This is a genomic window from Pseudomonas sp. B329 (assembly GCF_023127835.1).
GTDB classification, from domain to species: domain Bacteria; phylum Pseudomonadota; class Gammaproteobacteria; order Pseudomonadales; family Pseudomonadaceae; genus Aquipseudomonas; species Aquipseudomonas synxantha_A.
The window spans coordinates 1-25,338 of record NZ_SPKP01000016.1 but is presented as its reverse complement, the minus strand read 5'-3'; the positions used below and the strand labels follow the sequence as shown (position 1 = coordinate 25,338).

Sequence of the window (25,338 nt, the reverse complement as noted above, 5' to 3'; positions counted from 1 at the left end):
GGCACGCATGCGCTCAGGGGCTTTTTGGGCCGCAAAGCCAGCGCTGCCGGCATTCCTTTACAGAAGCTGCTTTCAAAGTTTTACGCCTGCAGAACGGAGCTGATGAGGGTTGGCGTGGGCTCTGACCTACCGGGTCGAAACCACGCCAACACCGTTCTGAAGGAACGACTGTGCTCGTGACGCTTTGAAAACAGCTTCCAGCGGATTATTGGCGCCTTACAAGGCCGGGTGATTCTACGGCAAAAAAAATCTAAAGGTAAGTTGCCTGGCCAAGTTTGCTGGGTGATCAACCTTAGACAAAGGGCTAACATGGCGCACTGTTTCGCTGATTTGCGTGTTGTCGCCCATGTCCAACCAAACCATCAAGACCCCCTGCGTCGGCCTGTGCTCCACGGTCTACGGCGACCTCGTGTGCCGCGGCTGCAAGCGTTTCCACCATGAAGTGATCCAGTGGAATGGCTATAACGAAGAAGAAAAGCGTGCAGTCTGGCTCAGGCTTGAGCAACTGCTGGTGCAGGTGATGGCCGGCAAAGTGGAGGTGTTTGACCCCAAGACCCTGCGCGGGCAGTTGGAGCAACGCAAGATCCGCTTCGTGCCGCACCAGTCCGAGTATTGCTGGGCCTACCAGTTGATCGCACGCGGGGCGCGGGTGATCAATAACCTTGAGGCGTACGGCATGGTGCTGTTGCCGGAGTTTCGCGACTGGCCCTTGCCGGACCTGCGCGATGCGATTGATCGGGAGTTCTTTATCCTCTCTGAAGCGCATTACCAGCGCTATATCGCCCCGGGGTTCCTGAGAGATGCGCTGTCTACCTGACAGCATGCATCCAAATGTGGGAGGGGGCTTGCTCCCGATAGCAGTGTGTCAGTCAGCCCATCCTTCACTGACCCACTGCTATCGGGAGCAAGCCCCCTCCCACATTTTGCCCTCTATTGTTCTTCAGGGCTTGGTTGCCAGTTCTTGCAGATGATCCATCAACGTCTGCGGCTTGAGCACCAGTACATCGCTTTCCACCGCATCGAGCACCACCTCTGCCGTATTACCGATCAACGCCCCCGAAATCCCGGTGCGGGCCACGGTGCCGATGATGGTCACCGCCGCGTGCAGCTGATGGGCCATATGCGGGATCAGCACATCGGCCGGGCCTTCCTTGATATGCAGGTGCCTGCCGTCCACGTCGAACTCGTCCTGGAATGCCTTGCATTGTTCGCGATAGCGCGCCTCGATGGTTTCCTTGAGCTGGAAGGTCGGGTCGGCTGCCGACAGCATCGGCGACGGGTGGGCGCTGATCACATGCAGTTGCGCCTTGGCCAGGCTGGCGATATCAAAGCCATGGTCGATGATCGCATTGTGCAGTGAGCGGTGTTCGCTGTCGGTATTGCCCACATCGATGGCCGCCAGAATCACTCCGCCAGCCCATGGCGTAGCAGTCTTGACCAATAGCACCGGCGTCGGGCAATAGCGCAGCAGCTTCCAGTCCGCCGGCGTCAACAGGGCTTTTTTCAGCGGGCTGTCGGGAAAATGCTGTTTGATCACCAGGCCGCAGCCTTCGGCTTGCTGCACCTCGATAATGGTGTCATGCAGGCTTTCGTTCCACGCCTGCTCGGTGGTTACGCTGTAACCGTCGTTCTTTAAACCCTCCTTGAGCACACTCAACAGCGCCGAATGCTCGTGTTTCTTGTCGCAGACCAGCAAGTGCAGATGTGCGTCGGTCACCCCGGCAATCAGCTTGCCACGCTTGAGGGCCAGGCTTTCCGAATGCTCGGGCTCGATGACCACCAGGATGCTGCGGATGGCTTGCATGATCGGGATCTCCAGGAAGGGGCATGCAACAACTATAGTTGCTGCCCGCCAGACGTCATGTTGATGCACATCAAGGACGGTGGCTGGTGGTCTGCGGCGGGGTCGGTATAATCGGCGCCCTTTTGTGATCCTTTGCGCGTGAGCCCGATGAACCTGCCCGAAATCCACGAATTCCTCGGCTGCCGCACCCCCGACGCCTGGGTCCAGGCCGCTCTGGCCGATCAGGAAACCCTGCTGATCGACCACAAGAACTGCGAATTCAAAGCCGCCAGCACCGCCCTGAGCCTGATGGCCAAGTACCACGGCCATGTTGACCTGATCAATATGATGTCGCGCCTGGCCCGCGAAGAACTGGTGCACCACGAGCAAGTCATGCGCCTGATGAAGAAGCGCAAGGTTGAACTGCGCCAACTGCACGCGGGCCGTTATGCCTCGGGTTTGCGCAAGGTGGTGCGCAGCCACGAGCCGGTCAAGCTGGTGGACACCCTGGTGGTCGGCGCCTTTATCGAAGCACGCAGTTGCGAGCGTTTCGAAGCATTGGTGCCGCATTTGGACGAAGAGCTCGGCAAGTTCTATTTCGGTTTGCTCAAAAGCGAGGCGCGGCACTTCCAGGGTTACTTGAAGCTGGCCTACCAGTACGGCGACGCCAAGGACATCGCCCAGGTGATCGAGCGGGTGAGGGCGGCCGAGCAGGAGCTGATCGAATCACCCGACATCGAGTTCCGCTTTCACAGTGGCGTGCCAGCCTGAGGCCACCGCCACGCCGATCAAGGCGGTGATCCCGGCGAGCAGCAGGATCACCGTTTGCGTGCCCAACGGCGCTGCCAGCACGGCGATCATCAGGCCCGCCAACGGCTGCGGCAGGTTGTTGAGCAAGGTGATCACGCCTACCGTCTTGCCGAAATCCTGCACCGGGATCACTTTTTGACGGGTGCTGCGCAGGTACACGTTGAACATCTTGTCAAAGCCCGTCACCAGCAGGAAGCCCACGGCATACGCCCACACACCGGGGCTGACGGCGGTGATCAGCGCGCCGACTGCAATCATCGAATACGATAGCCCACCCATCACTTTCAACGGCAGTGACGAGCGTGCCAGGTAAAACAGAATCCCGATGGTGACCAGCGCGCCGGCGGCTTGCAGCAGGGCGTAGGCATCCTTGTCGGCGGCGTATTGGCCGGTAACCATGGCGGCCGAGGTGGCCAGTGTGACCCCTATAATCAGGTTCACGCCGACTGCCAGAATGATGATGCGCTTGAGTTCCACCAGGTTGCGGATGTGGCCAAACGCGGTGCGCAGCGGTTGCAGCCAGATACCCGGGTGCTGCTCATGGCTTTGCAGGCTCACCGTGGTGTTGCGCTGCCAGATCAGCATTGCCAGGTCAGCGAGAACAAACAGTGCGGCGATGGCCAGCACCACCCAGGGCCAGGCCCAAACCTGCAGCATCAACGCTGCCAGCAACGGCCCGAGCACCAGGCCGCTCTGGTCGGCAATCTGCGAATAGGACAAGGTCTTGGCGTAGGTGTAATGCTGGAAGACATGCGGCATCACCACCTCCCGCGCCATGATGCCTTGAGTGGTCAATACCCCGCACAACGCGGACAGCATCACCAGCCAATGGATCCCGTCGAACAGCCCATACAGCGCCACCGCCACCACGCAGGCCAGTGCCCGATACACCTGGCTGATATGCAGAATGCGTACGGGTGAAAACCTGTCGCACAAGGCTCCGCACACCGGAAATGCCAGATAGCGCGGCAGCGATTCGACAAAAAACGCCAAGCCCGCCCAAGACACGCTTTGAGTGGTCTGGAACACGATCAGCGGCACGATGAACAGCAGGATCTGGTCGGCCAGCCGCGAGAGGAACAGCGAAACGAAGAACGCCAGATAATCCTTGCGCATACAACTCCTTGAGAATGGCGTTAAAGATTGCAGGCTATTTGTTAAAAACTCTTAAAAGCATGAAGCTTCATCAGCTCGTACTGGCCAGCTGCTTCTGTGCGCCTGCTTGCCACCTATAATGCGCGCACTTCAATCTGCGTTTCTACACTGAGAACTTATGGAAAACCTGGGTCTGGGCAAGGTCCTGCTCGTTGAGGACGATGAAAAGCTGGCAGGGCTGATCGCGCAGTTCCTGTCGCAGCATGGTTTTGAGGTGCGTGTCGTGCACCGGGGCGATGAAGCCCTGGCAGCGTTCCTGGACTTCAAACCCAGGATTGTCGTGCTCGATTTGATGCTTCCGGGCCAGAGCGGGCTGCATGTTTGCCGCGAAATTCGCAATGTGTCAGACACGCCCATCGTGATCCTGACAGCCAAGGAAGACGATCTGGACCATATCCTGGGCCTTGAGTCTGGTGCTGACGATTACGTGATCAAGCCGATCAAGCCGCCAGTGCTGCTTGCACGTTTGCGTGCGTTGCAGCGCCGCCAGGTGCCCGAGCCCGCGGCGCGGGGTGCCCTGGAGTTCGGCCGCTTGTCGATTGATCGCAGCTGCCGGGTCGTCAGCCTGGGCGGTCAGACCATCGATCTGACGACCATGGAGTTCGAGTTGCTGTGGTTACTGGCCAGCAGCTCGGGCAAGATCCTCTCGCGCGATGACATCCTCAACCGTATGCGTGGCATTGCCTTTGATGGCCTCAATCGCAGCGTTGACGTCTACATCAGCAAATTGCGCGGCAAGCTCAACGACAACCCACGCGAGCCGGTGTGCATCAAAACCATCTGGGGCAAGGGTTACCTGTTCAATCCGTTCGCGTGGGAGGTTTAGATGCTGCGCTTGTATCTGCGCCTCTATGTGATCCTCGCGCTCGGCCTGGCCGGGTCGGTCTGGCTGGTCAACTATGGCCTGGACGCTTACATGCCCGAGTCCAACGAGACGTATAACCGTGAAGCCTTGCGCGGCCCGGCGTGGGCCCTGGTGGAACAATTGCGACCGGTACAGGGAGAGGCGCGCCAGGCACGCCTGGATGAGCTGCAGCCGCATTATGGCTTGCGCCTGAAACTGGTGCAGCGCGACGCCCAGCACCTGAGCGAGCGCGAACAGAAACTCCTGGCGAGTGACCAAGTGGTGGTACGCGAGGATTTTATGAAGTTCCTGTCAGCGATTGACGGCGGCCCGCAATTACTTGAGATTCAGCTGCCGGAAGAACCCAAATGGCTGTATTTGTGGGCTTATGGCTTTCTGGGCGCAGGCCTGGCCATCGTCCTGTATTTCTGGGTACGCCCGCACTGGCGTGACCTGGAGCATATCCGCCTGGCGGCGCAACGTTTTGGTGACAATGACCTCGGCTCACGCATCCTGTTGCCAAGGCGCTCCACCGTTCGCGAACTGGCAGGGCACTTCAACCAGATGGCCGAGCGCATCGAGAGCCTGATCGCCAACCAGCGCGAACTCACCAACGCCGTATCTCACGAATTGCGCACGCCGATTGCGCGCTTGTCGTTTGAACTTGATCAACTGCGCCAGCAGATCGATCCACGCCAGAGCAGCGAGTTGATTGCCGATATGTACGCCGACCTCGGCGAGCTGGAAGAAATGGTTTCCGAACTGTTGACCTACGCCAGCCTGGAGCGCGGTGCCACCCAGGTCACCCGCGAGAACATCGAAGCCCACAGCTGGCTCGACAGCGTGATCGGCAGTGTGGCCCTGGAGGCCGAAGCACAGGGGGTGCAGTTATCGCTGCGTACCTGTGAGGTCGACTTTATCCGCATCGAGCCACGCTTTATGGCGCGGGCGGTGATCAACCTGCTGCGTAACGCCATCCGTTATGCCGATCGCCGCGTGGAAGTGTCGCTGGTCAAGTTCGGCAACGGCTATGAAGTACGGGTCAATGACGATGGCCCAGGCGTGCCGCTGGAGGGCCGCACCAAGATCTTCGAACCGTTCCTGCGCCTCGATGCCAGCCGCGACCGCCGTACTGGAGGGTTTGGCTTGGGCCTGGCATTGGTCAAACGCGTCAGCCAGTGGCATGGCGGGCAGGTGGAAGTGCTGGATTCGGAGTGGGGCGGGGCGTCGTTTCGGATGACCTGGGCGTATGGCGAGTAACACCTTTTGAATACTGCACTGCCCCTCCCACATTTTGATTGGGTTACCAACTTGAATCAGAAGGTGTATTCCACCATCCCCATCACCGACGTCTGCAAGCGGCGCTCCACAATCGGGCTCTTGCCCGCTTTATCCGCCAGGTACTGCACATCCAGCAGCGTCGAGAACTGTGTGTGCTCGCTGATTGGCAAGCTCCACGTAAGGTTCATGCCATTGCTGATATTGCCGCCGCTGGCCTTGTATGCCTTGAAGCGGCTGCGCGCGGCTTGGCCGGTGGTCACGCCGTACCAGGTCTGCAGGTAGTCGCGGTCACCAAAGTGGCTGTTGATGGCGGTATCGACGGAACCGTAACGGCCTTCATAGAGATTGGTCCCCAGGCTCAACTCCAGATGAGTAAAAACCTTGCCGGTGTCCTTGTGTTTATCTTCTTCAAGCGCATGTTCCAGGGTGGCGCCAATGATCACACCGCCGAGGTTGTAGGCGGCACTCACCCCCAGTTGCGGGCGTGACTTGATCTCGCCCATGCCTTTGAGGCGTTTGGAGCCGGCATGCATGCTTTCGTTTTTATCCTTGCGCGAATCGCTTGCGCCAACGTATGCGCTGAAGCTCAAGGCATTGCCTTCATAACCCCAGCCCAGGCCCGTATCAGTGTCGAGGAAGACGCCCCAAGGGCTGATGATTTTGCCGCCCAGCACAGGCGCCGTCATGCGTTCGTCGCTGCCACTGTAGCGGGGGGCGTTGGCTATGCCGGCCTTGAGGCTGTATTGCCAGTCTTCGGCAAGCGCCGTGTCGGCGGCGGCAAGCAGGCACAGTGAGGTCACTGACAGGCACAGGTTTTTTGCGTGCATCAGGTGTTTCTCCAGGTTAGAAATTCAAGGGTGTGTGGGGGGACTGGGTGCGTTTGAAGGAATAACCCGAAGCGCTCAGCCCGTTGACCTGGCGGCTGACGGTGTCGCCCAGGCCGTAGCCGGTGCCGGCGAGTACCGCGTGGGCGTTGTCGACCGGCAGCAGGATGTAGTCAGTCAGAGGCTCGTCGTGCAATTGGCCGCGTATCACCAGGAAGCCGTCTTCCAGGCGCACGCTGATACCGCTCAACGGTGCGTCGGGTTCATGGCTGTTGAGTACCTGATAGGTGCCGATGGTGTCGGCCCAAGCCGTAGACAGGGTCGGCGGCTCGATGCGCTCACCGATAGCAATGCGTTGGCCGTGGCTGCGGGCCGTGAGCATCTGCCGGCCTTGTACCGTCACTACATCAAGCTGGATGCGACCCAGGTCGCCCAGGTCCTTGAGCCAAAAACCCAGGACCTTTTTCTGCGCACGCAGCCAGCCCTGGTCATCGCGCAACAAGTCGAAGGTGTAGCCGGCCAGTTCGCCGGCCAGGCGCTCACGGTCATCCTTGATACGGAATACGCCCCAGGGGGTCGCGTAGAACCCGGCCAGGCGCTTGCGGTCGACGGCCGCTGGCACGTGGCGCAGTTTTAGACCGTGGCCGGGAGCCTGGCAGTCGTCGGCGCAGGCGCGCTCGCCGGTTTGTGCTTCAAGCATCAGGCGCAGGCTGTCGGTGGACAGCGACACCACCATCTCTTCGGCATTGCTGTCGTTGGCCATGATGATCACGGCCAGTTGCTGGTCCGGCAGCAGGGTCACCTGGGCGGCGAAATCATCGCCGCCGCCGCTGTGCTGGTAAGTACGCACACCGGGGGCAATCGGCTCGTCACCGCATGGCGCCAGAAACCAGCCCAGGCCCATCTGGCAGTCAAAATCCAAGGCGTTGCCGGTGTTTTGCTGGGTGAACATTTGATCTATTGAAGCGCTGCCCAGCACGCGGTTGCCCTTGTAGGTGCCTTTGGCAAACAACATCTGCACGTAGTGACTCAGATCCTTGGGGCTGGCCCACAGGCCACCGGCGGCAAGGTCGCGTACCTGGGCGTCGGTGCTGGCGTTGCCGTCCTCATAACCCAGGGCGCGAAAGCTCAATTGCGCGCCGGTGCCGAGGAAACTGGACTGGTTCATGTGCAAGGGGGTCAAGAGGCTGCTTTGTAGCTGGGGTTCGAAGCTTTTGCCGCTGCTGCGCTCGATGGCGGCACCCACCAGCGAATAGCCGAGGTTGGAATAAGCCACCTGAAAACCGGGCGGGCTGCTCAGCCATACGCCCGACACGCGCATCGGCATCTGCCCCATGGCATAGGTGCTGTGCAGGTCACGCAGGTGCTCACTGGGCAGGCCGGATTGATGGCTGAGCAAACGCCGTAACGTGATGGCGCGATCTGCTTCGGCCTGGTCGTCATGAAAGCGCGAGCGTACGTAAAATTCACGCAGGGTTTGCTGGATCGGTGCATCCAGTGCCAGGCGCTGTTGCTCCACCAACTGCAACGCCGCCGTGGCGGTGATCAGTTTGGAAATCCCCCCGGCGCGAAACGCCGTGTTGGGCGTCACCGGCACACCCTGGGCCTTGTCGGCCAGGCCAAAGCCACGGGCCCAGATCAACTCCTGGCCATTGACCAGGGCAATCGACAAGCCTGCCACATTTTCCCGGACCATCTCCCGGGGTATGCGTGTTTGCAGGTAACGGATGATCGCGCCGTAATCGCCTTTTTGAATCGGCGGCGGAGCAGGCGGTTGCGAGTGGCAACCGATACTGCTCAGCAGGCAACCCAATAGCGGGATACCGCGCAGTCTGCGAAACATCAAGAGCACCCGAATGATGATTTGGATGCTGGAATGCTAGGGCGGCGGGGGCTGAGAATCTTTGAGTGCTTTGTCGGGAAACTGTCAAAGACTGTTAACGGCCAACTGTAGGAGCGAACTTGCTCGCGCCTACAAGATCAGGGCATCAATGTGGCGATCAGTGCCCGAATGGTCCCCGGTAATGCCTCCAACTCGCGCACCAGAATGCTGCGCTCGCGAATCGCCCAAGGCTCGTCCAGCTTCACCGTCACCAACTGCATGGTGCGGCTATGGCGCTGGGCGGCGGACTCGGGAATGATCCCGATGCCCACGCCGGTCTCGACCATCCGGCAGATCGCCTCGAAGCTCGACACCTGGATGCGCAGCGACAACTGCTTGCCCAGGCGCTCGACATGTTCGCGCAGGAAACTCAGCAGCGTGCTGCCTTCATGCAGGCCGATATGCTGGTAGGCGAGGGTTTGTTCGAGGGTGACCGAAGGCTGATCGGCCAAGGGATGCCCGACGGGCACCATCAGCACCAATTCATCCGTACTGAAATGCAGCACCTGCAAGCCAGCAGCTTCCACGGGACCGGCAATAATGCCCATGTCGCTGGTGCCATCGAGTACGCCGCGCACGATGTCCCGAGACAGGCGCTCCTGCAGGTCGACGGTCACGCCTGGGCGCTGGGACAAAAAGCCCGCCAGCACTTCCGGCAAGAACTCGGTGACCGCCGTGGTGTTGGCGAAGATGCGGATATGCCCGGCTGAGTCCACGCCGTATTGGGTGAACTCGCTTTTCAGGTAGTCCACCTGACGCATGATCAATCGCGCATGGTGCAACAGGCGCTCGCCCGCCGGGGTGATCTCCACGCCACGGCTGTCGCGGTACAACAGGCGGGTGTCGAGCTGACCTTCCAGGGCCTTGATCCGCGCACTGGCGGCGGCCGGCGACAGAAACGCGCGCTTGGCGCCCTGGGTCAGGCTGGGGGATTCGGCGATATGGATAAACAGGCGCAGGTCGGCGAGATCAAAGTGCATGCAAGACTCCCGGTACAGGGTGGCAGCGTTCAGCATAACCGAACGCTGGTTTATTGAAATGCAAATTCTCAGAACGGGCAGGCCCTTGCATGATCGGCAGCAGACACCCACTGCCTGAGGATCTGCACCCGATGAGCGCCACTGATTGGATCGGCCGAAGCGAGACCGCCCACGACCACCTGAGCTATAACCTGCTCAAGCGCATCGCCGCCACGTTCGGTGAAGGGGTGCCTGCCGACGGTGCAGCCGTACCCGCATTGTGGCAATGGTGCTTTTTCCAGGACCCGCTGCCGGAGTCGGCCCTGGGCAGCGATGGCCACCCGGCTCGCGGCGGGTTCTTGCCACCGGCCGATAACCGTAATCGCATGTGGGCCGGTGGGCGTATCGAGTTTGTGCACCCGCTGCGAGCCGGCGAGGCGGCGACCCGCGTGTCGACCATCACTCAGGTCGAAGAAAAGACCGGTCGCACCGGTTCGCTGTTGTTTGTCACGGTGCGCCACGACTATTCCCAGGCCGGGCGCCTGGCGATCCGCGAGGAACAGGACATCGTCTATCGCGAGCCCACGCCGCCCAAACCCGGCAGCGGCGATGCCCTGGTCCGGGGCGAATGGACAGAAGCGGTGGAACCGACACCAACCCTGTTGTTCCGCTACAGCGCCGTGACCTTCAACGGCCACCGCATCCATTACGACTATCCCTATGTCACCGCCACTGAAGGCTACAGCGGCTTGGTGGTGCATGGCCCACTGATCGCCACCTTGAGCCTGCGTGCGTTCTGCCGGGCGCACCCTGAAGCCACGCTGCGCCGTTTCATCTATCGCGGCGTGCGCCCGTTGATTGCACCGCAGCCGTTTGAAGTCGGCGGGCGCATCAGCGCAACCGGCGTCGCAGAACTTTGGGCTGGCAACGCTGAAGGTCTGGCGCAGACCGCCCAGGTGCATTTCGAATAACCCAAGAACAACAGGCGGAGAGCCGCGCATGAACCCCAATGACAACGAAGAACTCAATGCCATCCGCGAAGGCTTGCGCGCCTTGTGCGCCGAGTTCGATGCCGCCTACTGGCGCAGGATCGACGAAGACAAAGGCTTCCCCGAAGCCTTCGTCAAGGCCCTGACCGCTGCCGGCTGGCTGTCGGCAATGATCCCCGAAGAGTACGGCGGTTCCGGCCTGGGCCTGGCCGAAGCGTCGGTGATCCTCGAAGAGGTCAACCGTTGCGGCGGTAACTCCGGCACCGTGCATGGCCAGATGTACAACATGTTCACCCTGTTGCGTCACGGCAGCGCGGCGCAAAAGCGCTTCTACCTGCCCAAGCTGGCCAGCGGTGAACTGCGCCTGCAATCAATGGGCGTCACCGAGCCCACCACCGGCACTGACACCACCAAGATCAAGACCACCGCGATCAAACGCGGCGACAAGTACGTGATCAACGGCCAGAAAGTCTGGATCTCGCGAGTGCAGCATTCCGACCTGATGATCCTGCTGGCGCGCACTACACCCTTGGCCGAGGTGAAGAAAAAGTCCGAAGGCATGTCGATCTTCCTGGTCGACCTGCGCGAGGCCATCGGTAACGGCCTGAGCGTGCAGCCCATCGCCAATATGGTCAACCATGAGACCAACGAACTGTTCTTCGACAACCTGGAACTGCCGGCCGACAGCCTGATTGGCGAAGAGGGCAAGGGCTTCAAATACATCCTCGATGGCCTCAATGCCGAGCGCACCCTGATCGCCGCCGAGTGCATCGGCGACGGCCGCTGGTTTATCGAAAAGGCCAGCGCCTATGCTCGCGACCGCGTGGTGTTTGGCCGGCCAATCGGGCAGAACCAGGGCGTGCAATTCCCGATTGCCGAAGCGCATATCGAGATCGAAGCGGCCGACTTGATGCGCTGGCGTGCCTGCGAGGAATACGACAGCGGCAAGAACGCCGGGGCCAGCGCCAACATGGCCAAGTACCTGGCGGCCAAGGCGTCGTGGGAGGCAGCCAACGCTTGCCTGCAAACCCACGGTGGCTTTGGTTTTGCCTGCGAATACGACGTGGAACGCAAATTCCGCGAGACGCGCCTGTACCAGGTGGCGCCGATTTCCACCAACCTGATCCTGTCCTACGTGGCCGAGCACCTGCTCGAACTGCCACGCAGTTTCTGAGGGCCTGAGCATGCGTCATACCCAAGCCCTGTGCCAATTCCTCGCTGATCTGACCTACTCGCAGTTGCCCGAGCACGTACTGGATCGCATCGAGGAGCTGTATCTGGATTGGCTCGCCTCGGCGCTGGCCAGCCAGGGCGCACACCCGATTCCCCTGTTCGAGCGCTATGCGCAGAAGATGGGGCCGAGCAGCGGCCCGGCCCAGGTGATCGTCAGCGGCGCCAGCAGCAGCGCGTATTTTGCGGCACTGGTCAATGCGGCATCGTCGCACCTGGTGGAGCAGGATGACCTGCACAACAGTTCGGTGCTGCACCCGGCCACGGTGGTGTTTCCCGCCGCGCTGGCGGCCGCCCAGGACCTGGGCAAATCGGGTCGCGATCTGTTGCTGGCTGCGGTGGCCGGTTATGAGGCCGGGATTCGCATCGGCGAGTTCCTGGGCCGCTCGCACTACCGCATCTTCCACACCACGGCCACCGTCGGCACCCTGGCGGCGGCGGTCGCCGTGGGCAAATTGCTCGACTTCAACCAGGAACAGTTCATCAACCTGCTCGGCAGTGCCGGCACTCAAGCGGCAGGGCTGTGGGAGTTCTTGCGCGATGCCGCCGACTCCAAGCAACTGCACACGGCCAAAGCCGCAGCGGATGGCTTGCTGGCAGCTTACCTGACAGCCGATGGATTGACCGGTGCGCGCAATATCCTTGAAGGCGATCAAGGCTTGGCGGCGGGCATGTCGAGTGATTCAGAACCTAGCAAGTTGTCCGCTGATTTGGGTAGCCGCTGGGCGCTGGTGGAAACCTCGTTCAAGTTCCACGCCTCCTGCCGCCACACCCATCCCGCTGCGGATGCGCTACTGGACGTGATGCAGCGTGAAGGCTTGAGCGTTGAGCAGATCTCCCGGGTGGAAACCCGCGTGCATCAAGGCGCCATCGATGTGCTCGGCCGGGTGACGGTGCCGGCCACCGTGCACCAGGCCAAATTCTCCATGGGCACCGTGCTTGGCCTGATCGCGGTGCATGGCAAAGCAGGGTTGCCCGAGTTCCATGAACTGGCGTTGACCGACCCTGCGGTCGCGGCCTTTCGCGACAAGGTCAGCATGACCCTCGACCCCGAGGTCGATAGTGCCTATCCGCAACGCTGGCTGGGCCGTGTCATCGTCACCACCACTGACGGGCGCACGCTGCACGGTGCCATCGACGAGCCCAAGGGCGACCCGGGCAACACCCTGAGCCGCGTCGAACTGGCGGATAAGTTCCAGCGCCTGACTCACTTCAGCGGCGCCCGTACCCCCGCCCAGGCAAGTGGCCTGATCGAGCAGGTATGGAACCTGCGTAACACCGTGTCCATGGCCCATTGGCTTTGAGGGATTTGTCATGAGTAATCAACGACCGCTGGACGGCATCACGGTTGTCAGCCTGGAACACGCGATTGCCGCGCCATTCTGTACCCGCCAATTGGCCGATCTCGGCGCCCGCGTGATCAAGGTCGAGCGCCCCGGTGTCGGTGACTTTGCCCGAGGTTATGACGAACGCGTGCGCGGCCTGGCATCGCATTTCGTCTGGACCAACCGTTCAAAGGAAAGCCTGACCCTGGACCTCAAGCAGGACGAGGCGGGCGCAATCCTTGAAGCGCTGCTGGCCGATGCCGATGTGCTGGTGCAAAACCTTGCACCCGGCGCGGCGGCGCGCATGGGCTTGTCGTTCGAGGCACTGCATCAACGTTTTCCAAGGCTGATCGTCTGCGATATTTCCGGTTATGGCGAAGGCGGGCCCTACGAGAAAAAGAAGGCCTACGACTTGTTGATCCAGAGCGAAGGCGGCTTCCTGTCGGTGACTGGCGGCCCGGGTGATGAGCAGATGGCCAAGGCCGGCTGCTCCATCGCGGATATCTCCGCGGGCATGTATGCCTACAGCGGCATTCTTTCGGCGTTGCTGCTGCGGGGCACGACCGGCAAGGGCAGCCGTATCGATGTGAGCATGTTGGAAAGCCTGGTGGAGTGGATGGGCTACCCGATGTATTACGCCTTCGACGGCGCGCCGCCGCCCCCGCGTGCGGGCGCTGCACATTCGACGATTTACCCCTATGGGCCGTTTCCCACCGGTGATGGCGGCACGGTGATGCTCGGGTTGCAGAATGAGCGCGAGTGGGCGGCGTTCTGCGACAAGGTACTGCTCACCCCGGCGCTGGCGAAGGACGAACGTTTCAGCGCCAACTTCAAGCGTTCGGCCAACCGCGAGGCGCTGCGCCAGATTATCGTGGACAGTTTTGCCCGGTTGGACGCCGAGGCGGTGATTCAGCGTCTGGAGGATGCGCAGATCGCCAGCGCGCGGGTCAACGATATGCAAGGCGTATGGGCCCACCCTCAACTCAAGGCCCGCGACAGTTGGCGTGAAGTCGACAGCCCGGCCGGGCCGTTGCCCTCGCTGCTGCCACCAGCGCGTAACGCCGCGTTTACCCCGCGCATGGATGGTGTGCCGGCACTGGGGCAACACAGCCAGGGCATTCTCGACCAGCTGGGTTATTCCGGTGAGGCCATCGACAGCCTGCGTGCGCGCGGCGTTATCTGATCAGGAAGTGTGCGATGCCAAAGCCTTTAGTTCGTTCAGCGTTGTTTGTGCCGGGCAGCCGCCCGGAGCGGTTCGCCAGAGCCTTGGCCAGCGGCGCCGACGCAGTGATTGTGGATTTTGAAGACGCCGTGGAAGAGCCGCTCAAGCGCCAGGCCCGGGACAATCTGGGGATGTTCCTGCAGGCCCACCCCGAGGCTCAGGTGTGGGTGCGCATCAATGCGCCGGAACACGTCGAGCATTTTGAGGATGTGGCGTTCTGCAAGGCTCATGCAAATGTCGCGGGTGTGCTGCTCCCCAAGGTCGAGAGCGCAGCCCAGGTCGCCGTAGTGGCTGCCACCGGCAAACCCATCTGGCCGATCATCGAAAGCGCTCGCGGCTTGTTGGCGGTGGCCGAGATTGCCCATGCTCCGCTGGTAGAGCGGCTGTCGTTCGGTGGCTTGGACCTGGCCCTGGATCTGAACCTGAGCAGCCATTCCCGCGCTGCTGAGTTTGCCCTCGACCAGGCGCGCCTGTCACTGATCGTGCATTCCCGCGCCGCCGACCTGGTGGCACCGCTGGACGGCGTACATCCGGCCATCGACGACCCTGAGGGCCTGCGCAGTTCGATCCGGCACGCCTATGAAATGGGCTTTGCCGGGGCGTTGTGTATTCATCCCAAGCAGGTGCCGGTGATTCACCAGGCGTTGGCGCCCAGCGCCGAAGAACTGGCCTGGGCCAAGCGGGTAGTGGAGGCGAGTGCCCATGGGGCAGGGGCCTATCAGATTGATGGGCAGATGGTGGATGCGCCGGTGTTGCTGCGGGCACAGAGACTGCTGGCTGCCCAACCCTGACTGGATAAGCCTTCCCACAGGATCGACATGCTCCTTGAGGTTGGTGTTCGGCCAGGCCGAACGCAGGTATCTAAAATTCGAAATTCTCAATATGCAGCACATCAGGCACTTTGCCTTACAACACAACAATAAGAAGGTGATTTCCCATGCTCAAGCTCTCTCGGGCGCTGCTGTGCGCCGCCACCTTGTTCGCCGCGGGCCTGGCCCAGGCGGCTGACCCGATTGTGATCAAGTTCGCCCACGTGGTGGCCGAGAACACGCCCAAAGGCCAGGGCGCGCTGCTGTTCAAGAAGCTCGCCGAAGAACGCCTGCCCGGCAAGGTCAAGGTCGAGGTGTACCCCAACTCGTCGCTGTTCGGCGATGGCAAGGAAATGGAAGCGTTGCTGTTGGGTGACGTGCAGATGCTGGCGCCGTCCCTGGCCAAGTTCGAGCAGTACACCAAACAGGTGCAGATCTACGACCTGCCGTTCCTGTTCAACGACCTGGCTGCCGTCGACCGTTTCCAGGCCGCCCAGGGCAAGCAACTGCTGACTGCAATGCAGGACAAGAACATTCTCGGCCTGGCCTATTGGCACAACGGCCTCAAGCAACTCTCCGCCAACAAGGCCCTGCACGAACCCAAGGACGCCCGTGGCCTGAAGTTTCGCGTGCAAGCCTCCAGCGTGCTTGAAGAGCAGTTCAAGGCGATCCGCGCCAACCCGCGCAAGATGAGCTTTGCCGAGGTTTACCAGGGCTTGCAGACCGGCACCGTGAATGGCACTGAGAACACCTGGTCGAACTATGAAAGCCAGAAGGTCAACGAGGTGCAGAAGTATTTCACCGAGTCCAACCATGGCCTGATCGACTACATGGTGATCACCAACGCCAAGTTCTGGAACGGCCTGGCGCCGGATGTGCGCAGCACGCTGGAGCAGATCATGGCCGAAGTCACTGTCGAGGTGAACAAGCAGGCCGAAGCGCTGAACCAGTCTGCCAGGCAGAAGATCATCGATGCCAAGACCAGCGAGATCATCGAACTTACCCCCGAGCAACGCACGCTCTGGCGCGAAGCCATGCGCCCGGTGTGGCAGAAGTTCGCAGCCAGATCGGGGCTGAGCTGATCAAGGCAGCGGACGCTTCCAACCAATAATCCCAGGGTGTACTGAGATCCAATGTGGGAGGCGGCTTGCTCCCGATAGCGGTGGATCAGAGACAGATCTGCAAGCTGACACACTGCTATCGGGAGCAAGCCCCCTCCCACATTTCGGGCAAGTTCCACCCTGGTATTTCATTTGCCTCGCGAGGTTTTGCCATGCAAACGCTAAGGCGCGTCTGGGAGCACCTGGAGGAAGGCTTTATTGCCTTCCTGCTGGCCGCCATGACCCTGGTGACATTCGTCTACGTCATGCTCAATAACATCTACACCCTGTTCTTTGCTCTGGCGGATAAATGGGCCTGGAGCAGTCACTTCTTCAATGCCCTGGGCGACACCACCATGACCTGGGCCCAGGACATGACCTGGAGCGTGGCGCTGACCAAGGCCATGTTCGGCTGGTTGATTTTCTTCGGCATTTCCTACGGAGTACGCACCGCCGGCCACCTGGGCGTGGACGCGCTGGTCAGGTTGACCAAACGCCCGGTACAACGCTTGCTCGGGATGCTCGCCTGCCTGTGCTGCCTGGCCTACGCCGGCCTGTTCATGGTCGCCAGCTACAAGTGGGTGAGTGCGGTAATGACCGCGCATATCGGTGCCGAGGACCTTGACCAGTTCGGTATCGACGTCGGTGACATCGTGGTGATCGTGCCTATCGGTTTTGCCTTGGTATTGATTCGCTACCTGGAAATTTTCTACCGCATTTTTACCCACCGCCAGGTCGGGTTGGGATTGGCCGATGAGGCCGGGGAGGCCAGCAAGTTGGCCGGCAGCCATGAGGAGCGTCACTGATGGCCGTGCTCTGTCTGTTTCTGCTGTTGTTCGTGTTCATGTTCCTTGGCGTGCCGATTGCGATTTCCCTGGGGCTGTCCGGCGCGGTGTCGATCCTGATGTTCAGCCAGGACTCGGTGAGCTCCCTGGCGATCAAGCTGTTTGAAACCAGCGACGCCTATACCTTCCTGGCGATCCCGTTCTTCCTGCTGTCCGGTGCCTTTATGACCACTGGTGGCGTGGCTCAGCGGCTGATCGACTTTGCCAATGCCTGTGTCGGTCATATCCGTGGCGGTCTGGCGATTGCAGCGGTGCTGGCCTGCATGTTGTTTGCCGCGCTGTCCGGCTCGTCACCGGCCACGGTGGCGGCGGTGGGCTCGATTGCCGTGGCAGGCATGGTGCGTTCCGGTTATCCAAAGGAGTTTGGTGCGGGGATCATCTGCAACGCCGGGACCTTGGGTATCCTGATTCCGCCTTCGATTGTGATGGTGGTGTATTCGGCGGCGACCGAAACCTCAGTGGGCAAGCTGTTCATGGCTGGGGTGATCCCGGGACTGTTGCTGGGCCTGATGTTGATGATCGCGATCTACATCGTCGCGCGTATCAAGAAGCTACCCGCGCAACCACGGGCGACGTTCCGCGAGTGGTTGAGTTGCGCACGCCGGGCGTTCTGGGGCCTGTTGCTGTTGGTGATCATCCTCGGCGGTATCTACAGCGGCATGTTCACCCCGACTGAAGCCGCAGCGGTGGCGGCGGTGTACTCGGCGTTTGTCGCGCTGTTCATCTACAAGGACATGACGCTGCGCGACTGCCCCAAGGTGCTGCTGGAGTCGGGGCGCTTGTCGATCATGCTGATGTTCATCATCGCCAACGCCATGCTGTTTGCCCATGTGCTGACCACTGAGCAGATCCCCCAGGAAATCACTGCGTGGGTGATTTCCGAAGGGCTGACGCCGATTGGTTTCCTGATCATGGTCAACGTGGTGCTGCTGATTGCCGGCAGCTTTATGGAGCCTTCGGCCATTGTGTTGATCCTGGCGCCGATCTTCTTCCCGATCGCGATGAAGCTTGGGATTGACCCGATTCATCTGGGGATCGTGATGGTGGTGAATATGGAAATCGGCCTGGTGCACCCGCCGGTGGGGTTGAACCTGTTCGTGACTTCGGCGGTGACCGGGTTGACGCTGGGGCAGACCATTCGCGCGGCGATGCCGTGGCTGATGATTTTGCTGGTGTTCCTGATCATGGTGACTTACTTGCCGTTCATTTCCCTTGCGCTGCCGCAGTGGCTGGGGATGTAGGGTGGGAGGGGGCTTGCTCCCGATAGCAGTGGGTCAGTCACAGATGTGCTTGCTGACACCCCCTCATCGGGAGCAAGCCCCCTCCCACATGTTTTGTGTTGGGCGCTATTGATCCATCGCACTCAAGATCGCATGGGCCACTTTTACCCGCTCGGCATTCGGGTAGTTCTTGTTGGCCAGAATCACCACGCCCATATCCTTGCTCGGCACATACGCCACATACGCACCAAAGCCACCGGTAGAGCCGGTCTTGTTGTACAGCACGTTGGCCGGCTGCGCCTGGGCCGGGTTGAGCCAGGTGACCTTGTGCGGCTCCATTGCCATCGGTGTGGAGTTACCGTCGATCAACGCTTGCAGGGTGATGGGGTAGGGGTAGCGCTCCCAGCCCAGGCCCTGGGTCATGCCGTTCACGGTGTAGTAGCCAGCGTGGGTGGCGGCGATGGCCTGTTGCACGGGCTGTTCCAGGGTTTGCGGGTGCATGTTCGCAATGACATAGCGGGCGAGGTCCTGGCTGGTGGTCTTGAGCCCGTAGGCTTCACTGTCCAGCGCGCCGGGGCTGACGCGCACAGGTTTTTGCTGCTTGTCATAGCCTTGGGCATATTGGCTGGCTTTGTCCGTGCGCACGCTGACATACGTGTTGGTCAACCCTAGCTTGGGCAGCAGCGTCTTCTCCATGGCAACGTTGAACGGCTGGCCCAGGCTTTGCGCGGTCAGGTAGCCGAACAGGCCGATGCTGGGGTTGGAGTACAAGCGTTGTTCACCCGCAGCGTAAGTGGGCTTCCAATGCTGGAAGTAGCCCAGCATGGTCGATGCACTGTCGGCTGCATCCGGAAATTGCAGCGGCAAGCCGCCAGGGGTATAGGTCGCCAGTTGCAGCAGGCTGATGCGATCGAACGCGCTGCCGGCCAGGGACGGCAAGTACTGGCTGGCTGTGTCCGACAGCTTGAGCTTGCCGATGGCCTGGGCATAACCACCAAGGGTAGCGGTGAAGGTTTTACTTACCGAGCCGATTTCGAACAGCGTGTTTTGAGTGACCGCGGCCTGGGTGTCCTTGGCGGCTACGCCGTAATTAAAGTATTGCACCTTGCCCTGGTTCACCACCGCGACCGCAAGGCCGGGGATGCCTTGCTGTTGCATCAAGGGTTTGACGTTGCTGTCCACGACCTGGCGTATATCGGTGGCGGCCATACAGCCGCCGGATACGAGCAGCAAAGCTGAAACCAGGTACTTTGGCTGATATTTCATGGTGATTCGCTTCCATGTAAAAGTGGCAATGATGATCAGAGCCTGCGCAGGCGTGGCAAATCTAGGTGGATTTTATACCCGGAGCAAACGATGATATCTCGCACCAGCCATTAGAAAAATTGGGGTAAGCCTTGTTGCGTTCCCATCTGCCCCTCAATGCCCTGCGCGCTTTTGAAGCCTCGGCGCGCCATTTGAGCTTTACCCGCGCGGCCATCGAGCTATGCGTGACCCAAGCCGCAGTCAGCCATCAAGTCAAAAGCCTCGAAGCGCAGCTCAATGTCACGCTGTTCAAGCGCCTGCCACGCGGCCTGATGCTCACTCGCGAAGGCGAAACCCTGTTGCCGGTGTTGCGTGAAGCCTTCGACCGTATTGCCCACACCCTGGGCCAGTTCGAGGGCGGTCACTACCGCGAGGTGCTGACAGTGGGCGCGGTCGGCACCTTCGCCGTGGGCTGGCTATTGCCTCGTTTGGCGGATTTCCACAGCCGCTATCCGTTTATTGATTTGCGCCTGTCCACTCACAACAACCGCGTTGATGTCGCTGCCGAGGGCTTGGATTACGCCATTCGGTTTGGCGCAGGCGCCTGGCATGGCACCGAGGCCTGCCCTTTGCTGGAAGCCCCGCTGACGGTGTTGTGCGTGCCGCAGATTGCCGAGCAATTGCACAGCCCGGCCGACGTGTTGAAGCACACCTTGCTGCGCTCTTACCGTGCCGATGAGTGGAGCCTTTGGTTGCAGGCTGCCGGGTTGCCGGCAGACACCCTGGTACCGCGCAGTATCGTGTTCGACTCGTCGCTGGCGATGATGGAGGCCGCCCTGCAAGGCAGCGGTGTGGCCCTGGCGCCAGCGTTGATGTTTTCACGCCAGTTGGAAAGCGATGTGATCCGCCAGCCGTTCGATGTGGGGATCACGACCGGCAGTTATTGGTTGACCCGTTTGCAGTCACGCAACGAGACACCCGCGATGTCGGCGTTCAAGGGGTGGTTGCAGACGTGTATTGAATAAGAATGTGGGAGGGGCGGCTAGGCGAGGTATTTGCGGAACCAGCCCAGGGTGCGCTCCCAGGCCAGGTTGGCTGCTGCCTCGTCATACCGCGGCGTTGAGTCATTGTGAAAACCGTGGTTGGCGCCTTGGTAGATGTAAGCCTCATACGTCGTGCCCGCAGCTTTCAACGCCTGCTCATACGCCGGCCAACCCTCATTGATCCGCGTATCCAGTTCCCCGAAATGCAACATGATCGGTGCCTTGATGCGCGGCACGTCTTTGGCCTCGGGTTGGCGCCCGTAGAACGACACCGCAGCGCCCAGTTCCGGGTAGGCCACCGCCGCCGCGTTGGTCACGCCGCCGCCGTAACAGAAGCCGGTGATGCCGACTTTGCCGGTACTGCTGTCGTGGTGCATCAGCCATTCGATGGCGGCGAAGAAGTCGTTCATCAGTTTGGTCGGGTCGACAGTCTGTTGCAGCGCCACGCCTTTTTCATCGTTGCCGGGGTAGCCGCCCACGGACGTCAGGCCATCGGGTGCCAGGGCAATGAAGCCGGCTTTGGCCAGGCGCCGGGCCACGTCTTCGATATAGGGGTTCAGGCCACGGTTTTCATGCACCACCACCACGGCGGGCAGTTTTGCCGCAGCCTTGGACGGGCGCACCAGGTAGCCGCGCACCGTGCCGTTGCCCTTGGGCGAAGGGTAGGTGATGTAGTCGGCGACGATATCCGGATCGGTGAATTTGACCTGTTCGGCCAGGGCGTAGTTGGGGCTCAGGGCTGCCAGCAGCGCCGAGGCGGTGAGGCCGCCCAAGGTGAACAGCGCGGCACGGTCGAGAAACTCGCGGCGGTTGATCTTGCCGTGGGCGTAGCCGTCGTAGAGTTCCAGCAGTTCGGGAGCAAAGTCCTTGGCGGTAAGACGGGGCATGGGTGCAGTCCTCGATCAGCGGTTGCAGTCACTGTAGACCAGGATCACACCTCGCGACCATGGGCGGCCGCGGCCAATTGACCGGTGTCGACGCGTACGAAAACTGAATCGCCGATGGCCGTGAGCACGTCACCGGCGTACACCTCGCAGACCACGCGGCTTTTGCGCCCGATGTCGCCTTCGACCCGTGCGCGCAGGGTCAGTGGCACGCCCATCGGTGTGGGCTTGATGAATTTGATCCCCAGGTTGCCGGTGACGCAGTCGATGCGCGGCAGGCTGCCGGGTTCGCGCTGTTCGGCGCGGTAGTGGTAGGCCATGGCGGTCCAGTTGGAATGGCAATCCACCAGCATGGCGATCAGGCCGCCGTAGACCAGGTCTGGCCAGCCGCTATATTTGGCTTCGGGTTGATGCTCGGCGACCACGTGTACGCCATCTTCGGCCCAGCGGCTCTTGATATGCAGGCCATGGGGGTTGCTGCTGCCGCAGCCGTAGCAGATGCCTTCTGGAGCGGTGATGTCTTGGAGAGAAGCGGTGGTCATGCAAAGTCCTTGTTATTGTTCAGGCGACTTCCCTGTTTAGCAGGCCACGCGTCAGCGGGCAAACTTCTTCGCCCCGGCCACGCAGCCGATCACCGCGAACGTCACCAGCACCATGCCCAGGCTGACCTGCTCATGCAGCAGGCCCGCGGCCAGCGCCAGGCCGAAGAAAGGTTGCAGCAGCTGCAACTGGCCGACTGCGGCAATGCCGCCCTGGGCCAGGCCGCGGTACCAGAACACAAAGCCGATCAACATGCTGAACAGCGCCACGTACCCCAGGCTCAGCCACGCCGGCAGGCTAATGCCGCTGAGGGTCGAAGGCGCCAGCAGCAGGCTCAACGGTGCCACCAGCGGCAGCGACACCACCAGCGCCCAACAAATCACCTGCCAGCCACCCAGGCTGCGCGACAGCTTGGCGCCTTCGGCATAACCCAGGCCGCAGACCAGCACCGCCAACAGCATCAACAAGTCGCCTGCAGGGGCGGCGCTCAAGCCTTGGGCAAGGGCGTAACCCATCACCAACAGGCTGCCCAGGATGGAAAACAACCAGAACACTGGCTTGGGTCGCTCGCCGCCACGCAGCACGCCAAATACCGCCGTGGCCAGGGGCAGCAGGCCGATGAAGACGATGGAGTGGGCCGAGGTCACGTACTGCAGGGCCAGGGCTGTGAGCAGTGGAAAGCCGATCACCACGCCCAGAGCGACGATCACCAAGGGCGCCCATTGCTGACGGGTGGGGCGTTTTTGCTTGAATAGCCACAACAGGCAGCCCCCCAGCAGGGCGGCGAGGGTGGCGCGGATCATGGTCAGGAACACCGGGTCGAACTCCATGACCGCCAGGCGCGTGGCCGGCAGCGATCCGCTGAAAATCACCACGCCGATAAAACCGTTGATCCAACCCTGAGTGCTGACATCCAGGGTGCCGAAGCGGGCGATGCGTTCCATGACGGTATGTCCGAAAGTGGGGTTGCGTGCGGCTCATCCTAGGGCTGAAGATTAGGACAATCAAAAAATTGTCATGGATACATCCCGATGCCCCGTGCGCGCTACAAATCGCTGGTCGATACCTTCGCCGAGGCCATTCGCAGTGGACGAATGCCCGCCGGCACGCGCTTGCCTACTCATCGCCAGTTGGCCGCTGAGCATGGCTTGGCACTGGTCACGGCAAGCCGGGTGTACAGCGAGTTGGAAGCCATGGGCCTGGTCAGTGGCGAGACCGGTCGCGGTACCTTCGTGCGTGAAATCACCTTGCCGCCGGGGCAGGGCAGCGGGCAGATGACGGTGGCGCCGGGCCTGCTCGACCTGAATTTCAACTACCCGTCCTTGCCTGGGCAGGCCGAGCTGTTGCGCACGGCGTTGCGCCAGTTGGCGTTGTCGGGCGATCTGGAGGCACTGCTGCGTTACCAGCCCCATGCGGGGCGTGTGCATGAGCGCGCCGCCATGGCCCGGCACTTGTTGAGCCGCGGACTCACGGTGGACGCCGAGCAGGTGCTGGTGGTCAGCGGCGCCCAGCACGGCTTGGCGGTGACCCTGATGACGTTGCTCAAGCCTGGGGATGTGATCGCGGTGGATGCGCTGACTTATCCGGGCTTCAAGGCGCTGGCCGAAACCCTGCACCTGGAAATCGTCGCCATCCCGGTGACCACGGCCGGCCCGGACCTGGACCATCTGCATAGCCTGTGTCGCCAGCGCCCGGTACGTGCGGTATACAGCATGCCAACCCTGCATAACCCGCTGGGCTGGGTACTGAGCCTGGAGCAGCGCGAGCGTTTGGTGGCGATTGCCCGGCAGCACAACCTGATGATCGTCGAGGATGGCGCCTATGCGTTTCTCGCCGAAGATGCACCTGCGCCGTTGGCGGCACTGGCCCCGGAGCGCACGGTGTATGTGGGTGGGCTGTCCAAGAATGTCGCCGCCGGTTTGCGCATAGGGTTTATCGCGGCGCCTTCAGCTTGGGTGAGCAGGTTGGAACGTACGATCATGGCCACCACCTGGAGCGTGCCAGGCGTGATGAGTGCCATTGCAGTGGCCTGGCTCGAAGACGGTACGGTGGCGCAACTGGAGGCGCAAAAACGCGCGGATGCCCAAGCCCGCCAGGCACTGGCAGCCCAAGTGCTGACGGGCGTGCGGTATGTCAGCCATCCGTCATCGTATTTTCTGTGGCTGCCTTTGGCAGAAGAGGCTCGCGCCGATCAAGTCGCCATGACCTTGCAGCGCGAAGGCATTTGCGTGTCCACCGCCGAACCGTTCGCAGTCTCGGCCCAGGTGCCCCACGCACTGCGCGTGGCCCTGGGATCGGTGCCGATGGCGCAGTTGCGTGGGGCCCTGGAGACGATACGCAAAGTGGTGGCGTGGTGAGCTGTGCTCAGTATTTGTAAGCCTGGCGCCCTATCAGCAACCACTTGCCGTGTTGCTTCTGCCAGACCTGGAAGTTGTCGATATCGGTTGGCGTGTCCACACCACTGTTAACCGCCAGGGCATGGAAGTGGTTGCGCACCAGGGCGGTATCGCCATTAAGGGTGATGGTCTGGTTCTGCATTTCCAGAGTCTTGAAGGCGCTGGTGTGGGTTTGCAGGTCGGCGATAAATTGCGCCTTGTTCTGCACTTTGCCGCTGGAGTGGCCGTAGGTGAGCGTGTCGGATGTCAGCGCGTGAAGTTGCTTGACGTCCAGATGCAACATGGCTTGGGTCAGTTGGTCGACTGCCTGGGCCACTTCCTTTTCAGCGGGGGCAGCGGCGACGTAGCCGGAGAACAGGCACAGGAAGCCGATCAGCACTTTGAGGTTGGGCATGGGTGTTCCTTGTTTTTGTTGGGTGGATACGACGAGGTATGTCGTCGTACAACCATGCAATAATTTCGGCAGGGAAGGAAAGTGAAATTTTGAAATGGGCTGAGATGATTCGAGGTTAGAGTGGTAACCACCACCCCATAGCCGAGGTAAAAATGGCTTTTGACTGGCACAGCGACCCTCTCACCCGTGGGACACCGGTGACCCCGGGCTATAAAAACACTCAGAACGTGCGCCGTTTCATGCGTGAACAGTGCGGGCCGACGTTCAAGTTCAACCGCCCCTTTATGGCGTGGATTCTCAATGGCGTCCCCAAGACTATGGGTGATGTGGTGGACGAGTGGCAGCGTCGCGAGGTGACGCTGCCCTAAGCCACGGTGCTTGATTGCAAATACAGCAAAATGTGGGAGGGGGCTTGCTCCCGATGGCGGCCTCAGGGCCGACCAGGGTGCTGGGTCAGACCGAGTACATATCCGTTATTTGGGTAACGACTGCTATTGGTTCCGCTCTTACAGCGGCTCACTTTTGAAAAGCGCAAAAGTAACCAAAACGCTCTTGCCC

At 61.1% G+C, this 25,338-nt stretch carries 24 protein-coding genes and 1 pseudogene; 15 read left to right on the top strand and 10 right to left on the bottom strand.

Translation table 11 applies throughout. The features are described from left to right. The first annotated feature begins 346 nt into the window (after window positions 1-346). Entirely contained in the window at window positions 347-817 is a 471-nt protein-coding gene (locus E4P00_RS10825) for a DUF1289 domain-containing protein (protein WP_078821225.1), read from the top strand. A 123-nt stretch (window positions 818-940) separates the two neighbouring features. On the opposite strand, the gene E4P00_RS10820 is transcribed toward E4P00_RS10825, so the two are convergent. Then, window positions 941-1,804 (bottom strand): universal stress protein, encoded by an 864-nt coding sequence (locus E4P00_RS10820; protein WP_248131411.1) that lies wholly within the window; start codon window positions 1,802-1,804, stop codon window positions 941-943. 147 nt (window positions 1,805-1,951) lie between these two features. Here E4P00_RS10820 and miaE point away from each other — a divergent pair, with 147 nt between their 5' ends. Beyond that, a complete protein-coding gene (gene miaE, locus E4P00_RS10815) occupies window positions 1,952-2,554 on the top strand; it encodes a tRNA isopentenyl-2-thiomethyl-A-37 hydroxylase MiaE (protein WP_032880843.1) in 603 nt (200 codons plus the stop codon). Here the strand turns inward: miaE and E4P00_RS10810 are convergent. Beyond that, the gene (locus E4P00_RS10810) at window positions 2,510-3,709 is read right to left on the bottom strand and encodes an MFS transporter (protein WP_248131409.1); all 1,200 of its coding nucleotides are present in this window, start codon (window positions 3,707-3,709) and stop codon (window positions 2,510-2,512) included. The genes miaE and E4P00_RS10810 overlap by 45 nt on opposite strands. A 157-nt stretch (window positions 3,710-3,866) precedes the next feature. Here E4P00_RS10810 and E4P00_RS10805 point away from each other — a divergent pair, with 157 nt between their 5' ends. Both E4P00_RS10805 and E4P00_RS10800 read left to right on the top strand, forming a co-directional pair. Further along, window positions 3,867-4,574 carry a response regulator gene (locus tag E4P00_RS10805; protein WP_032880845.1) on the top strand — a complete coding sequence of 236 codons (708 nt, stop codon included), beginning with the start codon at window positions 3,867-3,869 and terminating at the stop codon, window positions 4,572-4,574. After that, window positions 4,575-5,852: an ATP-binding protein gene (locus E4P00_RS10800; RefSeq protein WP_248091640.1), complete on the top strand. Its 1,278-nt coding sequence runs from the start codon at window positions 4,575-4,577 to the stop codon at window positions 5,850-5,852. 56 nt (window positions 5,853-5,908) lie between these two features. Here E4P00_RS10800 and E4P00_RS10795 read toward each other — a convergent pair whose 3' ends face one another. The 3 genes from E4P00_RS10795 to E4P00_RS10785 form a co-directional block, all read right to left on the bottom strand. Continuing rightward, window positions 5,909-6,700 carry a MipA/OmpV family protein gene (locus E4P00_RS10795; protein WP_248131407.1) on the bottom strand — a complete coding sequence of 264 codons (792 nt, stop codon included), beginning with the start codon at window positions 6,698-6,700 and terminating at the stop codon, window positions 5,909-5,911. 16 nt (window positions 6,701-6,716) lie between these two features. Further along, complete coding sequence (locus tag E4P00_RS10790; protein WP_248131405.1) at window positions 6,717-8,540, bottom strand: serine hydrolase domain-containing protein; 1,824 nt, start codon at window positions 8,538-8,540, stop codon at window positions 6,717-6,719. Window positions 8,541-8,677: 137 nt separating this feature from the next. Next, on the bottom strand, window positions 8,678-9,559 hold the full coding sequence (locus tag E4P00_RS10785) for a LysR family transcriptional regulator (RefSeq protein ID WP_216091276.1): 882 nt from the start codon (window positions 9,557-9,559) through the stop codon (window positions 8,678-8,680). A 131-nt stretch (window positions 9,560-9,690) separates the two neighbouring features. Between E4P00_RS10785 and E4P00_RS10780 the strand changes: the two genes are divergently transcribed. The 8 genes and pseudogenes from E4P00_RS10780 (at window position 9,691) to dctM (ending at window position 18,299) form a co-directional block, all read left to right on the top strand. Continuing rightward, window positions 9,691-10,509, top strand: a complete 819-nt coding sequence (locus tag E4P00_RS10780; protein WP_248131403.1) for a MaoC family dehydratase N-terminal domain-containing protein — start codon at window positions 9,691-9,693, stop codon at window positions 10,507-10,509. Between the two features lie 28 nt (window positions 10,510-10,537). Then, window positions 10,538-11,701, top strand: coding sequence for an acyl-CoA dehydrogenase family protein (locus E4P00_RS10775; RefSeq protein WP_248131401.1), 1,164 nt, complete (start codon window positions 10,538-10,540; stop codon window positions 11,699-11,701). Between the two features lie 10 nt (window positions 11,702-11,711). Then, on the top strand, window positions 11,712-13,061 hold the full coding sequence (locus E4P00_RS10770; protein WP_248131399.1) for an MmgE/PrpD family protein: 1,350 nt from the start codon (window positions 11,712-11,714) through the stop codon (window positions 13,059-13,061). 10 nt (window positions 13,062-13,071) lie between these two features. Then, window positions 13,072-14,265: a CaiB/BaiF CoA-transferase family protein gene (locus tag E4P00_RS10765; protein WP_248131397.1), complete on the top strand. Its 1,194-nt coding sequence runs from the start codon at window positions 13,072-13,074 to the stop codon at window positions 14,263-14,265. A gap of 14 nt (window positions 14,266-14,279) precedes the next feature. Then, on the top strand, window positions 14,280-15,095 hold the full coding sequence (locus E4P00_RS10760) for a CoA ester lyase (RefSeq protein ID WP_248131395.1): 816 nt from the start codon (window positions 14,280-14,282) through the stop codon (window positions 15,093-15,095). Window positions 15,096-15,241: 146 nt separating this feature from the next. Next, a pseudogene (locus E4P00_RS10755) lies at window positions 15,242-16,224 on the top strand (TRAP transporter substrate-binding protein). A gap of 162 nt (window positions 16,225-16,386) precedes the next feature. Next, complete coding sequence (locus E4P00_RS10750) at window positions 16,387-17,019, top strand: TRAP transporter small permease (RefSeq protein WP_005787907.1); 633 nt, start codon at window positions 16,387-16,389, stop codon at window positions 17,017-17,019. Then, on the top strand, window positions 17,019-18,299 hold the full coding sequence (gene dctM / locus E4P00_RS10745) for a C4-dicarboxylate TRAP transporter large permease protein DctM (protein ID WP_122732263.1): 1,281 nt from the start codon (window positions 17,019-17,021) through the stop codon (window positions 18,297-18,299). The genes E4P00_RS10750 and dctM overlap by 1 nt, the downstream gene beginning before the upstream one ends. A gap of 105 nt (window positions 18,300-18,404) precedes the next feature. Here dctM and ampC read toward each other — a convergent pair whose 3' ends face one another. Further along, on the bottom strand, window positions 18,405-19,544 hold the full coding sequence (gene ampC / locus E4P00_RS10740) for a class C beta-lactamase (protein WP_032880862.1): 1,140 nt from the start codon (window positions 19,542-19,544) through the stop codon (window positions 18,405-18,407). Between the two features lie 131 nt (window positions 19,545-19,675). Between ampC and E4P00_RS10735 the strand changes: the two genes are divergently transcribed. Next, window positions 19,676-20,548 carry a LysR family transcriptional regulator gene (locus E4P00_RS10735; RefSeq protein ID WP_032880863.1) on the top strand — a complete coding sequence of 291 codons (873 nt, stop codon included), beginning with the start codon at window positions 19,676-19,678 and terminating at the stop codon, window positions 20,546-20,548. A gap of 17 nt (window positions 20,549-20,565) precedes the next feature. Here the strand turns inward: E4P00_RS10735 and yghX are convergent, their stop codons facing one another. From yghX to E4P00_RS10720, 3 genes are read right to left on the bottom strand one after another with little or no spacing between them, the layout of a single operon-like run. Continuing rightward, the gene (yghX, locus tag E4P00_RS10730) at window positions 20,566-21,453 is read right to left on the bottom strand and encodes a YghX family hydrolase (RefSeq protein WP_005787912.1); all 888 of its coding nucleotides are present in this window, start codon (window positions 21,451-21,453) and stop codon (window positions 20,566-20,568) included. Window positions 21,454-21,497: 44 nt separating this feature from the next. Next, the gene (locus tag E4P00_RS10725) at window positions 21,498-21,992 is read right to left on the bottom strand and encodes a PaaI family thioesterase (protein WP_122732266.1); all 495 of its coding nucleotides are present in this window, start codon (window positions 21,990-21,992) and stop codon (window positions 21,498-21,500) included. Window positions 21,993-22,043: 51 nt separating this feature from the next. Then, the gene (locus E4P00_RS10720) at window positions 22,044-22,934 is read right to left on the bottom strand and encodes a DMT family transporter (protein WP_248131393.1); all 891 of its coding nucleotides are present in this window, start codon (window positions 22,932-22,934) and stop codon (window positions 22,044-22,046) included. 87 nt (window positions 22,935-23,021) lie between these two features. Here E4P00_RS10720 and E4P00_RS10715 point away from each other — a divergent pair, with 87 nt between their 5' ends. After that, the gene (locus E4P00_RS10715) at window positions 23,022-24,347 is read left to right on the top strand and encodes a PLP-dependent aminotransferase family protein (protein ID WP_248131391.1); all 1,326 of its coding nucleotides are present in this window, start codon (window positions 23,022-23,024) and stop codon (window positions 24,345-24,347) included. 7 nt (window positions 24,348-24,354) lie between these two features. Here E4P00_RS10715 and E4P00_RS10710 read toward each other — a convergent pair whose 3' ends face one another. Further along, a complete protein-coding gene (locus E4P00_RS10710; RefSeq protein ID WP_032880870.1) occupies window positions 24,355-24,780 on the bottom strand; it encodes a nuclear transport factor 2 family protein in 426 nt (141 codons plus the stop codon). Window positions 24,781-24,932: 152 nt separating this feature from the next. Here E4P00_RS10710 and E4P00_RS10705 point away from each other — a divergent pair, with 152 nt between their 5' ends. Beyond that, window positions 24,933-25,148, top strand: a complete 216-nt coding sequence (locus tag E4P00_RS10705; protein WP_032880871.1) for a DUF6434 domain-containing protein — start codon at window positions 24,933-24,935, stop codon at window positions 25,146-25,148. The last annotated feature ends 190 nt before the right edge of the window (window positions 25,149-25,338 follow it).